Origin of the sequence: Nitrosomonas sp. Nm58 (assembly GCF_900107335.1) — a bacterium.
Taxonomy (GTDB): domain Bacteria; phylum Pseudomonadota; class Gammaproteobacteria; order Burkholderiales; family Nitrosomonadaceae; genus Nitrosomonas.
This window is the reverse complement of record NZ_FNPQ01000001.1, coordinates 79,434-92,948: the sequence shown is the minus strand read 5'-3', so window position 1 is coordinate 92,948 and position 13,515 is coordinate 79,434. Positions and strand designations below refer to the sequence as shown.

The 13,515-nt window shown below is 53.6% G+C and carries 6 protein-coding genes; 5 read left to right on the top strand and 1 reads right to left on the bottom strand.

What is annotated here, in order from left to right; genetic code table 11:
* Positions 1-725 precede the first annotated feature (725 nt).
* From treS to BLW34_RS00360, 4 genes are read left to right on the top strand one after another with little or no spacing between them, the layout of a single operon-like run.
* Positions 726-4,043: a maltose alpha-D-glucosyltransferase gene (gene treS, locus BLW34_RS00375; RefSeq protein WP_090574248.1), complete on the top strand. Its 3,318-nt coding sequence runs from the start codon at positions 726-728 to the stop codon at positions 4,041-4,043.
* Positions 4,036-5,265, top strand: coding sequence for a glucose-1-phosphate adenylyltransferase (locus BLW34_RS00370; RefSeq protein WP_090574246.1), 1,230 nt, complete (start codon positions 4,036-4,038; stop codon positions 5,263-5,265). The genes treS and BLW34_RS00370 overlap by 8 nt, the downstream gene beginning before the upstream one ends.
* 10 nt (positions 5,266-5,275) lie before the next feature.
* On the top strand, positions 5,276-7,105 hold the full coding sequence (gene treZ / locus BLW34_RS00365; RefSeq protein WP_090574244.1) for a malto-oligosyltrehalose trehalohydrolase: 1,830 nt from the start codon (positions 5,276-5,278) through the stop codon (positions 7,103-7,105).
* Positions 7,098-12,218 carry a malto-oligosyltrehalose synthase gene (locus BLW34_RS00360; RefSeq protein ID WP_090574243.1) on the top strand — a complete coding sequence of 1,707 codons (5,121 nt, stop codon included), beginning with the start codon at positions 7,098-7,100 and terminating at the stop codon, positions 12,216-12,218. The genes treZ and BLW34_RS00360 overlap by 8 nt, the downstream gene beginning before the upstream one ends.
* A 166-nt stretch (positions 12,219-12,384) precedes the next feature.
* On the opposite strand, the gene BLW34_RS00355 is transcribed toward BLW34_RS00360, so the two are convergent.
* Positions 12,385-12,939, bottom strand: coding sequence for a hypothetical protein (locus tag BLW34_RS00355; protein WP_090574241.1), 555 nt, complete (start codon positions 12,937-12,939; stop codon positions 12,385-12,387).
* A gap of 142 nt (positions 12,940-13,081) precedes the next feature.
* On the opposite strand from BLW34_RS00355, the gene BLW34_RS00350 reads away from it, so the two are divergent.
* Positions 13,082-13,336 (top strand): site-specific integrase, encoded by a 255-nt coding sequence (locus tag BLW34_RS00350; protein WP_090574239.1) that lies wholly within the window; start codon positions 13,082-13,084, stop codon positions 13,334-13,336.
* Positions 13,337-13,515 lie beyond the last annotated feature (179 nt).

The window sequence follows — 13,515 nt, the reverse complement described above, 5'->3', positions numbered from 1 at the left end:
GACGGTTCTACTGCTCTGCATTTTGCTCCCCCCTCTAAAAGGTAGCTTTCCTACGCATAAAATTTGCCCACAAGGCCATAGATTAATTAATGCAGGCAAATCAACTGCTTATCTCAAATAAAAATAATATGCAAGATTTCCTTTATCTTGCGTGCCGGGATATTTTGTTGGAAACAGTGTAACTCTCGGAAAGTAAAAATTTTGTGATGCCTTGCCGGAATATGCCTATGAACTATTTTCAGGTTAATCCGAGTGTGCGGAGAGGCGGCCCCGATTCCCTTGTGATCCCCCTGAAAATAGTTTGGTTGCTCCCTACATTCTCTATAAATGACTTGACCACGCCATCATTACTCGGTACGGTAATAACAGGAAATGCTTGCATTAACCATTATTTCCAAGGTTTTATTTTCCTCATAGCTATCTAATTCTGAATAGGTCGTTATCTGGGTTGGCTAGCAGGAGAGGAAAATCTCCGGGAAATTAGACAATCACGACTTTCAGCTTTCAGCACTTTCAACGCTTGACGCAGGCAAAATTTGATAAAAAGTTTCCAATTAAGCCCGCGCTGAAAGGTGTGCGATGAAGTTTCATTAACTGCCCAGGCTAGCGCCAGATGGCAACAAGCTGGGCAAGAAATGGATACTTCGGCAAATCAACTGCAAAAATAATCTCTATTAGAGCGCTACCGCTCTAATGCGTCGATTGACTGGCAATAGGAAGGATCTATGAGTATCACAGAAGATATTCTCTGGTATAAAGATGCCATCATTTATCAATTACATGTGCGCGCTTACTGTGACAGCAATGGCGATGGCATCGGCGATTTTGCCGGATTGACCTCCAAGCTGGACTACTTGAAAGAGCTGGGGATCAATACGCTCTGGTTGTTGCCGTTTTACCCCTCACCCTTGCGTGATGATGGTTACGACATCTCGGACTACCGCGGCATTCATTCCAATTACGGCACACTGGCCGACTTTCGCACCTTTCTGCACGAAGCCCACCAACGCGACCTCAAAGTCATTACCGAACTGGTCATCAACCATACCTCGGACCAGCATCCCTGGTTTCAGGCAGCGCGCGCGGCTCCCCCAGCTTCCGCCAAACGCAACTATTACGTCTGGAGTCAGACCGTCAAGAAATACGAGGAAACACGCATCATTTTCACTGATACAGAGAAATCCAACTGGGCATGGGATGAAGTCGCAAAAGCGTATTACTGGCACCGCTTCTTTTCACATCAACCGGATCTCAATTTTGCTAATCCGCATGTCGTCGAAGCCGTGCTGCGGGCCATGCGCTTCTGGTTCGACATGGGGGTAGATGGCATGCGGTTGGATGCCATTCCCTACCTGTGCGAGCGCGACGGCACCAGCAATGAAAATCTTCCCGAAACCCACGCTATCATCAAGCATTTGCGTGCCGAACTGGATCAGCATTATACCAACCGCATCTTCCTCGCTGAGGCTAATCAATGGCCGGAGGATGTGCGCGAATATTTCGGCGATGGCGATGAATGTCACATGGCTTTTCATTTTCCGCTGATGCCGCGCATTTTTATGGCAGTGGCCCAGGAAGATCGCCATCCCATCATCGAAATACTGGCACAAACCCCGGAGATTCCAGAGAATTGCCAATGGGCCGTGTTTCTGCGTAATCACGATGAATTGACCCTGGAGATGGTCACCGATCGCGAGCGCGATTACATGTACCTCACTTATGCATCCGATCCGCGCGCGCGGCTCAACTTAGGCATCCGGCGCCGGCTGGCGCCGCTGATGGAAGGCAGCCGGGCCAAGATTGAGCTGATGTACAGCCTGCTGCTGTCCATGCCGGGTGCCCCCATTATTTATTATGGTGATGAAATCGGCATGGGTGACAACATCTATCTCGGCGACCGCAATGGCGTGCGCACGCCGATGCAATGGAGTCCCGATCGCAATGCAGGATTTTCCCGGGCCGATCCGCAACGGCTATATCTGCCGCCCATCATGGATCCGCTCTATGGCTATGAAGCTGTCAATGTGGAAGCGCAAAACCGCAACGCGAGTTCATTACTTAACTGGATGCGGCGTCTGATTACCACGCGCAAAGCACAGAAAGCCTTCGGCTGTGGCTCCATCAAATTTTTGCATCCGGGCAATCGCAAGATACTCGCCTATCTGCGCGAATACCAGGACGAGAGCATTTTATGTGTGGCCAATCTCGCCAACAGCGCTCAGCCAGTTGAGCTGAATCTCGCTGCGTACAAAGGCCGCGTTCCCGTCGAATTAATGGGGCGCACCACCTTCCCTGCCATTGGTGAGCTGCCTTATTTACTGAGCTTACCCAGTTACAGTTTTTACTGGTTCCATCTGGCCACCGATGTGGAAGCCCCTGTCTGGCACCTGGACAAACTCCCCCGTGAATTATTGCCGGTACTGATCCTACCTGAAGGATTGCTGAGTGCATTGATGGCCAAGCCTGCAGGTGAGGTAACGGACGTTCTTGCCCGCAAGCCCCGCACACAGCTGGAAACCGAAATATTACCGCCCTTTCTTGTTACTCAGCGCTGGTTCGCAGGAGCAGGACAACACATCACAAAGCTGGAATTAGACTTGAATCAAACCTGGAAAACCACTGAAGGCAAAGGATGGTTGCCATTGCTGGTCAAACTCCTGCTCGATTCGGGTGCAACACAGAACTATTTTCTACCGCTAGGCCTGATGCTCGGGGAAGCTGCCGATCAGCACTATCATGCCTTGTCGCCGTGGATGCTGGCCAAGGTCAGGCAACGCGCGCGTGAAGGCATACTCTATGATGCCTTGGGCGAAGATGCCTTTTGTCGCTTCTTGCTGGATGCCATCGTGACAGAGATGCATCTCCCCTTTGCCTCGGGTGAGATGGTGTTTTCCAGAACCTCAGCGATCCCGGAATTACCGGAAGCAGTGGAGATCATTCGTTTGGCAGTGGAACAAAGCAATACCTCTATCGTTTATGGCGACCAGGCTATTCTCAAGGTCTACCGGCGCGTGCAAGAAGGCATCAATCCAGAACTGGAGATGGGGCGGTTTCTGACCGAAATATCGCCGTGCCCGAGTGTAACCCCGTTGGCTGGCAGTCTGGAATATCATGCCCATGATACCGTCACCGCAATTGCAGTACTGCACCGGTTTGTACCGAACCAGGGGACCTTCTGGAACTGCACGCAAGACTATTTAGGCCGCCACTTCAAGTCGTGCGTGGATGAACCCGAGCACGCCCGTGAGACCGAGGTGCATGCAGTCTACCTGGTGCAGATGGAAACGCTGGGCCGGCGCACGGCAGAATTGCATCAGGCATTGGCCAAGACCACAGGCAATGCCGCCTTTGATCCTGAGATTCAGCCGGTCAGCGAAATTACCGCTCAGGCGGCGCAGTTACGGATAAATCTTGCCACTGTTTTCGACAAACTGGAACAGGCATTATTACACCTCCCTGAACCGTCACGCGGGATTTGTGAACGCTTGCTCAGTCAGCGGCCGCGTATACTGGATCGCATTGCCTATGCACTGCCGGATGAACCTCCTTTATATAAAATCCGCATCCATGGTCATTATCACCTTGACCAGATATTACTCACTCATAACGATTTCACGATCACTGATTTCGAAGGCGACCCTGAACAATCTTTAGAAGCACGGCGTACCAAGCAATCTCCCCTCAAAGACCTTGCGGGAATGTGTTACTCACTGTCTGCCGCAGCGCGGCAAGCACTCAGCCGGCATCTTGCTGAACGTATTGATCACCGTGACTTGCTGGAAATCTATGCGCATCAGTGGGAACAGACAGCTACCGATGCTTTTCTATCTGGCTACCGGGCAGCGATAGCGGGATGCTGTGCTTATCCAGCCGAACCAGCACAGGAACAAAAACTGCTTGAGCTGTTCCTGCTGGAGAAAATACTGGATGAGCTAGATAAATCCCTGGCTGAACAGTCTACCTGGCTGGAATCTGCAATGCTGATTCTGCTCAACTTGATCGGGCAAGCCATGCTCTCTTCTGGAGGTGATACCCATGCCTAATCCGAAAATACTTGCAATGGTGATGGCAGGTGGCGAAGGTAAACGCCTTTACCCGCTTACCTGCGAACGTTCCAAACCTTCGGTGCCTTTTGGAGGCCGCTACCGCATCGTTGATTTCGTGCTGTCCAACCTGGTGAACTCTCATATCTTTGCGATCTATTTGCTGGTGCAGTACAAATCGCAGTCGCTGATCGAGCATATTCGCCGTTCCTGGGGGCTGACACCCATTTTTCCCGAACAATTTGTCACCGTGGTGCCACCGCAAATGCGCGAGGGCCCCGAGTGGTTTCAGGGCACGGCAGATGCGGTATATCAGAACCTCAATCTGATTCGCCAGCACGCCCCGGATCTGGTAGCGGTGTTCGGCGCCGATCATATTTACCGCATGGACGTGCAGCAGATGGCCCAGTTTCACCTGGAGAATAATGCCGACGTGACCGTGGCAGCGTTGCCAGTACTGCTTGCGCAGGCCAGCGCTTTTGGCGTGATCGAGAGCACTCGCGACGGGCAAATACGCCAGTTCCATGAAAAGCCTCAATATCCGCTCTCCATGCCGGAAGATCCGGCTCGAGCCTATGCTTCGATGGGTAATTATCTGTTCAGTACCGATACCTTGTTCGCCGCCTTGGAGGAAGGTAAACATCGCGGTGAGAAAGATTTCGGCCATCACCTGTTACCGCGTTTGTGTCAGCGTCACCGGGTATTTGCCTACAATTTTTCCGACAATCGTGTGCCTGGTGTGCGTGATTATGAGGAGCCGCACTATTGGCGAGATGTCGGCACGATTGATGCCTATTTCCTCGCCCATCAGGATTTGCTGGGGCTGGAGCCGAAATTCAATCTGTTTAATCCACAGTGGCGATTCGCCTCCAGCGAATATCTGGGTCCCTCGGCGAAATTCATCCGTGCTGAGATCGAGAACAGTATCATCGGTGACGGTAGCTTCATCAAGGGTGCCAGCGTCCACAACTCTGTTATTCGTCGAGAGGTGTTAATCGAAGAGGATGTTGAGATCGATGAATGCATCGTGATGGATTACACCGTTATCCGTCGGGGCGCACGACTTAAGCGCGCCATCATAGACCGCTATAACCTGATCGGAGCCGGCAGCCGAATCGGTTACGATCGACAAGCTGACGCCGCGCGTTACACCGTCACAGACTCAGGCATCGTGGTCGTGCCAAAAGGGAAATACAGTGGCTATATCGGTCATTATTTGTAATGAAATGAGTATGAAACGACAACATTGCATGCCCTTCGGCGCTGAGTTTACCCAAGAGGGCAAGGTACGTTTTCGTCTCTGGGCGCCAGCAGCCCATCAGGTCATGCTGCTGGTCGACAATGAAGCGCCGATGCCCATGCAGGCAGCAGGACAAGGCTGGTATCAGTGGGTAAGCGAGCAGGCGCGGGCGGGCAGCCGCTATCGCTATCAAATCGACAATGGATTGTGCGTACCCGACCCTGCTTCACGCTATAACCCTGACGACGTGCACGGAGCCAGCGAGGTGATCGACCCCGCTGCGTTCGACTGGCAGGATGGTGCCTGGCGTGGCCGGCCCTGGGAAGAGGCGGTGATTTATGAAATTCACGTTGGCAGCTTCACCCCACAGGGCACTTTCGCGGCTATCGAGCAAAAACTGGACTATCTGGCTGGACTCGGCGTCACCGCCATCGAACTGATGCCCGTGGCCGATTTTCCTGGACAGCGCAACTGGGGCTACGACGGCGCCTTGCTGTTTGCGCCGGACAGCGTCTACGGTACGCCAGAAGATCTCAAACGCCTAATACAAAGCGCGCATCAGCGTGGATTGATGGTGTTACTCGATGTCGTCTACAACCACTTCGGGCCGGAGGGCAATTATCTTCATCTGTATGCCCCGCAATTTTTCACTGAACGGCACCACACTCCATGGGGCGCGGCGATCAACTTCGATGGTGAGAATTCGCAGATCGTACGCGATTTCTACATTCATAACGCACTTTACTGGCTGGAAGAATATCACTTCGACGGCCTGCGGCTGGATGCGGTGCACGCCATCCTCGATGACAGCCAGCCTGATATTCTGGAAGCGCTGGCGCAGGCGGTGCGCGCAACACTCGGTGCGGAGCGCCACATTCACCTCATCCTGGAAAATGACCACAATGCCGCCCATTACCTCATGCGTAGACAGAACGGACAAACCATCCATTACGATGCCCAATGGAATGACGATGTCCATCATGCCTACCATGTGCTGTTGACCCATGAGCGTGATGGCTATTATGCAGATTACGCGGACCAACCTATCCACCATTTAGGACGCTGCCTGACCGAAGGATTTGCTTATCAGGGTGAGATTTCTGCTTACCGTCGGGGCGAATCTCGCGGTGAGTCGAGCGCTCAGCTGCCGCCCACGGCCTTTGTCGCTTTTCTGCAAAATCATGATCAGATCGGCAATCGCGCGTGGGGTGAACGCCTGACGGTATTAGCTGCACCGCAAGCTTTGCGTGCTGCCATCATTTTGTTGCTGCTGTCGCCCTCGGTGCCCTTGCTGTTTATGGGTGAGGAATGGGGTGCATGCGAGCCGTTTCCTTTTTTTTGTGGATTTAACGGCGAACTGGCTGAGGCCGTGACCGCGGGACGGCGCAAGGAATTTACCTGCTTCGCGCGTTTTCGCGATTCGACTGCACGGGAAGCCATTCCCGATCCCTGTGCAGTCCGCACTTTTGAGCTGGCCAAGCTGGATTGGCAGGCACAGAACCATCCGCCACACCGTGCATGGCTCATGTTATATCAGGAACTGCTGGCTTTGCGGCAGCAGATGATCGTTCCTCATGTGCGCGACATACGTGGCAGTGGTTTTGAAGTGCTGGCAGCGCATGCGCTACATGCCGGTTGGCAGCTTAGTGACGCTAGGCAGCTGGCAGTGTACGCCAATTTAGGAGAAACAGCGGCCAACCTGCCTGCCACGCCGCAGGGTAAATTGTTCTATGGGAGCGAGGTCGATCTTGATTACCGGCTTTCATCGGGTGTCTTACCTGCATTCACCGTAGCCTGGTATCTAAGGGAGGACCATGAGTAAGCTTGAAAACGAATTTGAGTTACTGACCCATCTAAGCGAACTGGCGGGCATCTTGCCCGCCTACACCGATAACTGGCAGCAGCAGCACCTCACCTCCCCTGCCACCCAGCGCATGCTGCTGGCTGCCATGGGGTTCGATGTGTCCACGCCGGAAAAAATCGCTGCCGCCATTAAGGAGCGCGAGTTGCATCCCTGGCGGCGAGCGCTGGAAGCGGTGTCAGTGGTTCGAGAGCAGGCAGCTTGGGTACGGCTGGTCACACAGGACACTTCCGCTGATGAAGAGTGGGAATGGCGTCTGGATCTGGAAGACGGTGGCAACCTGAGTGGCCAGTTTCAACCGCAAACCCTGCCGCAAATTGGAACCAGGAAAATCAATGGCATAGTGCATACTGCCTGGCAGCTAGCGATACCCGGACACCTTGCGCCGGGTTATCACCGCCTGACACTATCGCGTGCCGGCAAGCCCTGTGCAAAGCAGACATTCATCGTTGTCCCCGCTACCTGTTATCAGCCTGAAGCCATCACTCATTCCGGCCGCATCTGGGGGCCAGCCGTGCAACTGTACGCAGTGCGGTCCGAGCGTAATTGGGGAATGGGCGACTTTACCGATCTGCGGCTATTGCTGGAGCAATGGGCAGCACAGGGCGCGGATATCATCGGTGTCAACCCGATGCACGCCTTGTTTCCGCATAATCCGGAACACGCGAGTCCGTACAGTCCTTCCAGCCGCTTATTTTTCAATATCCTTTATCTCGATGTGGAGGCCATCGACGATTTTCACGAATGCGATGCAGCGCGCGCCATATTACGTACGCCCGAGTTTCAGATCCGGCTGGAAGGATTACGGGCGCCCGAGATGGTCGATTACGCGGGTGTCGCCGCGCTCAAGCTACCCATACTGGAAATGCTGTACCGCCATTTCTGTGAGCGGCACCTGGCAGCGGATAGCGAGCGTGCCGCTGCATTTCGCGCCTTTCAGACGCGTGAGGGTGAACGGCTGTACCGCCATACTCTGTTCGAGGCACTACAAGAGTATTTCCATAATCAGGATCCCAATGTATGGGGTTGGCCGGTCTGGCCAAAGGCCTACCGCCATCCTGAAGCAGCAGAAGTACATGAATTTGAGGCCCAACATCGGGATCGCATCGAATTTTTTGCTTACCTGCAATGGCAGGCTGACTTACAGCTTGCTGCCGTGGGATGGCGCTCACTGGAATTGGGACTCGGCGCAGGTCTCTATCTCGATCTGTCGGTCTCGGTCGATGGCGGTGGTGCAGAAGCTTGGGCCAATCAGGCGCTTTATGCCATTGGTGTGGGAGTAGGCGCGCCACCAGAGCTCGGCAACCAGCTCGGCCAGGACTGGGGGTTGCCGCCATTCGTGCCGGATCGCCTGCGTGAGGCAGCCTATGCGCCTTTCATTGCCACGCTGCGGCATAACATGCGGCACGCAGGCGCATTGCGTCTCGATCATGTCATGGGATTGATGCGTCAATACTGGGTGCCTGCTGGCGTATCACCTACTGAAGGCGCTTATGTACGTTACCCTTTCGAGGATCTGCTCGGGATTCTGGCGCTGGAAAGCCAGCGTAACCAGTGCCTGGTTATCGGCGAAGATCTGGGAACCGTGCCGGAGGAAGTACAGGCTGCCTTACCGCCTTTGGGCATCCTCTCGTATCGATTGCTGATAATGGAAAAAGAAGCGATGGGCAGCTTCACTGCACCAGAGAACTATTCCGCCCAAGCGCTTGCAGCAGTGACCACGCATGATTTACCGACGCTGCCAGGCTACTGGCAAGGACGCGATATCATCCAGCGCACGGAGCTCCGACTATTCAGCTCTGATGAGGCTCGCCGGACTCAGGTGGTCATGCGCTCCCAGGAACGCGCTTATCTCTTGCTGATGCTGGAGCAGACCGGATTGTTGCCGGAAGGGCTGACGGTTGATCCAGTGTCACTGCCAGTCGCCACACCGGAATTGATCCAGGCGGTCTATAGCTATCTGGCCCGCAGCCCAGCTCGGGTCCTGATGGTGCAAATCGAGGATATACTGGATGTACTGGATCAAGTCAATATTCCCTCCACCACCACGCAGCATCCCAATTGGCGACGTAAGCTCCCTATCAATCTCGAAGCCTGTGCGGCTGACCGCCGGATACTCGCGTTGGCTGCAGCCATGCGGCAAGAGCGTCCTCGCACCCGTACTGCGCCCGTGCTGAAACGGCGCTTACGCATTCCTCTTGCCACCTACCGTCTGCAGCTCAACCGTAACTTCACCTTTACGCAAGCAACGCAACTGGTACCTTATCTGGCAGCACTGGGCATCAGCCATGCCTATTGCTCGAGTTACCTCAAGGCGCGCCCCGGCAGCAGCCATGGCTACGATATCGTCGACCACAACGCGCTCAATCCGGAGATTGGCACCCAGGAAGAATTCGAAGCTTTTTGTACCACATTGCATGCGCATGGTATGGGGCAGATCCTGGATCTGGTACCCAACCACATGGGCGTGATGAGCGCAGACAATCAATGGTGGCTAGATGTGCTGGAAAGTGGTCCCGCCTCGGTTTATGCGCCTTTTTTTGATATCGACTGGCAGCCTCTCAAAGAAGGGTTGCGTGGCAAGGTGCTGTTACCCATCCTGGGACGATCCTATGGCGACACCTTGGAAGATGGCGAATTAAAACTCAACTTTGACAAGGCGTGCGGGAGCTTCAGTGTATGGTATTACCAGCACCGCCTGCCCATCGCTCCACGCGAATATCCCCGCCTGTTGCGGCATCGCCTATCCCTGCTGGAAGCGCAACTGCGGCCGGATGACCCGGATTTGCAGGGACTCGCCAGTCTGATTACGGCGTTTGATCATCTGCCGCCACAGGAGGCGACCACGCCCGATAAGATCCTGGAGCGGCACCGCGACCAGGAGTTGCTCAAACGGCGCCTCGCGGCATTGGCTGGTATTTCCCCATCCATCAGACAGACTGTGCTGGATACGGTCAATGACTACAACGGTAGTCCTGGCGATCCCGGTTCTTTTGCTTTGCTGCATGAACTGCTTGAAGCTCAGCCCTGGCGCGTGGCTAACTGGCGGGTGGCTTCCGATGAAATCAATTACCGCCGCTTTTTTGACATCAATGATCTCGCTGCCCTGCGCGTGGAAGACAATCATGTCTTTGAAGCTACCCATCAGCTGGTACTGAAATGGGTTGCCGAGGGCAAAGTGGATGGCTTGCGCATTGACCATCCGGATGGGTTATATGATCCCACGCAGTATTTTCAGCGGCTGCAGGAGCGCGTGGCGATGCGCTCACCCTCAATGGAAGGAGAAAAAGCCATTTATATCGTGGCAGAAAAAATCCTCGCCAGCCATGAACCATTACGCGAGGATTGGGCCATCCATGGCACTACCGGCTATGACTTTTGCAATCTGGTCAATAGTCTGTTCGTTGATCTCCACGCGAGAACAACGCTGGAGCGCACCTATCGCTCGTTTACTCACGCCCGGCCCGATTTTGAAGAACTCGTTTACCGCAGCAAGCACCAGATCATGAAATATAGCATGGCCAGCGAACTGAACGTCATGGCGGGACAATTAAGCCGAATTTGCGAATTGCGGCCGCATACGCGTGACTTTACCACCAGTAACCTGCGTCATGCCCTTGCCGAAGTGATCGCTCGACTGCCTGTCTACCGTACTTACGTGCGCGACGGCCAGGTTTCTGTGCTTGATCGCCGCTATGTAGAATGGGCCGTGGCTCAGTCCAAGAAGCTCACCCAGGCGCTGGATGTCAGCATTTTCGATTTTCTTGGCTCTGTGCTCCTGCTGGACGCCGCAGCCGATAGAGACCCGCCCTATGCCGCCGCGATTACTGCATTTGCCATGAAGTTCCAGCAGCTTTCCGGCCCGGTGATGGCCAAAGGCTACGAAGATACCGCGTTCTATCTGTACCATCGCCTGATTTCCCTGGACGAGGTAGGCGGCGACCCTCGCCTCTTCGGCATTTCGGTAAAGGCCTTCCATGCCGAGAATGCCAAGCGGCTGGAACGCTGGCCTTATTCCATGCTCAATACCTCCACGCACGACAGCAAGCGCAGCGAAGACGTGCGTGCGCGCATCAATGTATTGTCTGAAATACCCAGCCATTGGCATCTACAGGCGCTGCGTTGGCGACGGCTCAACCGAAGTAAAAAATTACTACTTGATCGCGAGGAAATCCCCAGCGCCAATGACGAATACCTGATTTACCAAACCTTGATTGGCATCTGGCCGTTTGCAGAGTTGATTGCGGAAGAGCATGAGACCTTGCTGGCACGCATTGAGGCTTATCTGCTCAAGGCAGTGCGCGAAGCCAAACAGCACACCAGTTGGATCAATCCGAGCATGCCCTATGAAGAGGGTCTATTGAGTTTTATCAGGAAGATACTGAATCTATCTGACAAAAACACTTTCCTGGCCGACTTCCTTCCTTTCCAGCAGCGTGTGGCCTACTGGGGAATGTTCAGCTCGCTCTCACAGACCTTGCTCAAATTGACCGTGCCCGGCGTACCGGACATCTACCAAGGCAACGAGCTATGGGATTTCAGCCTGGTGGACCCAGACAACCGCCGCCCGGTGAACTACACTCAGCGCCAGCAACTGCTGAAGGAACTGGAAGCATCTGTTGCCGTTCCTCAAGGTGCGCTGGCAAAGCAAGTACGGCAACTGCTTGATGACATGACGGATGGACGCGCCAAGCTGTATTTGACGTGGCGCTTGCTGCATAGCCGCAAGCGGTGGTCAAATGTGTTTCAGGACGGCGCCTACTTGCCGCTCATGACGACAGGATCGCGAAAGGACCATCTGTGCGCCTTCGCGCGCCAAGCAGACGAGATTACTCTGGTAATTGTCGCACCGCGCTGGTTTTCACGGCTGATACCTGCAGCGTCAGGTCAACTGCCTTTGGGCAACACCGTGTGGGGCACCACAACGGTTGAAGTGCCTAATCTTGCTGCAGGGATGCGGGGTATGAATGTATTGACAGGGGAAATCGTGGAAGTTACTCAAACGAACGACATCCCTACGCTGGCCGCTTCAACGCTATTCATTTCATTTCCGGTCGCTTTACTGCAATTCTGACCTTAAGGGAAATTGAGTTCTGGATGGATCATTATCATCAAGGCTTAATAACGCCACACTGACATGCTCGCTCCATCAAGAGTCCGGGGATCACACCGGTGTTCCATCCCACATCCTTATGCTTCCTGAATGCCATGATCTTGCTCGGTGTACCTAACGCCCGGGCTCAAGCCCCTTGTTGGGCATCACCCACATGCACCCGCATCTCGTTCAGCCGATCCATGAACTGAACGAAATACTCCCCGGAAATGACGAGTTGCGATCCTGCCGATACTTGCCACGGAAGAACTTGTAGCACCTTTGTGCCGACTATTGATTTGTTGTGCACGATCCAGTGGCGCACCTGCCGGATGTCTCCCATAAGATCCGAGCGAACTACCGAAGCTTTAACTCCTACTTCTTTAGCTATGAGATGCCTGTATAGCTCATCCCACTCCGAGTAGAGCAACACAATGAGTGACTTGGCTAGCGTGTCTGTAAATAGGCCATTCTTGCTTGAGAACGTAACTAAATCTTGCATCCTGATTCGCGCTTGAGGCTTTCCTTGGCCGGGGTCAGTGTTGCCCACAAACATCATCTGATTGGCCGTCCCCGTTAGGTGCGGTCGCAAGCGTTCTGCTGTGCTGTCCAGCCCGGCGGCGGCAAACACAAAGCAAGTATACAACGCGTGACCACGTGCTTGAAACTCACCAAGCGCCTGGCCCGTGGTTATGATGCCCAACTAGAATTAGAACTCCGAAATGACGCAATACATTACGTCAAAAATGACATCTAACACGGCAAGCTGCATGCTATCTCCTTCTGTTCTATAGAATTACGCCGAATTAGCTTTCATCATAACAAACTTTGTCAGATCCACAAATATGACGAGCAAACCCCGGCTTTTGGACCAGGTGCGGCATAAACTCAGGCTCAAGTATTACAGCTACCGCACGGAGCAATCTGATATTGCCTGGACAAAGCGTTTCATTTTCTTTTGCAACAAGCAGCATCCCGATACGATGGGAGAAAGGGAAGTTGAATCGTTTCTGATTTATCTCGCAGTTAAACGCAATGTTGCTGCATCCACACAGAATCAGGTGCTATGCGCGCTGCTATTTTATATAAGGAAGTATTAGGCTGTGAATACACACAAAGTTAAGTTTTGCATTGTCACCCAAAAGACAAAGCCTATCCCTATTCTTATTGCTTGAAGATTCTTCCGTCTCTGCCTGGACATTATTTGGCTGCCCCTTTGTAAACAAAAAACCCATCCCCTTATTAAAAGAGGATGGGTATATGCAATGCTCGTTACAAC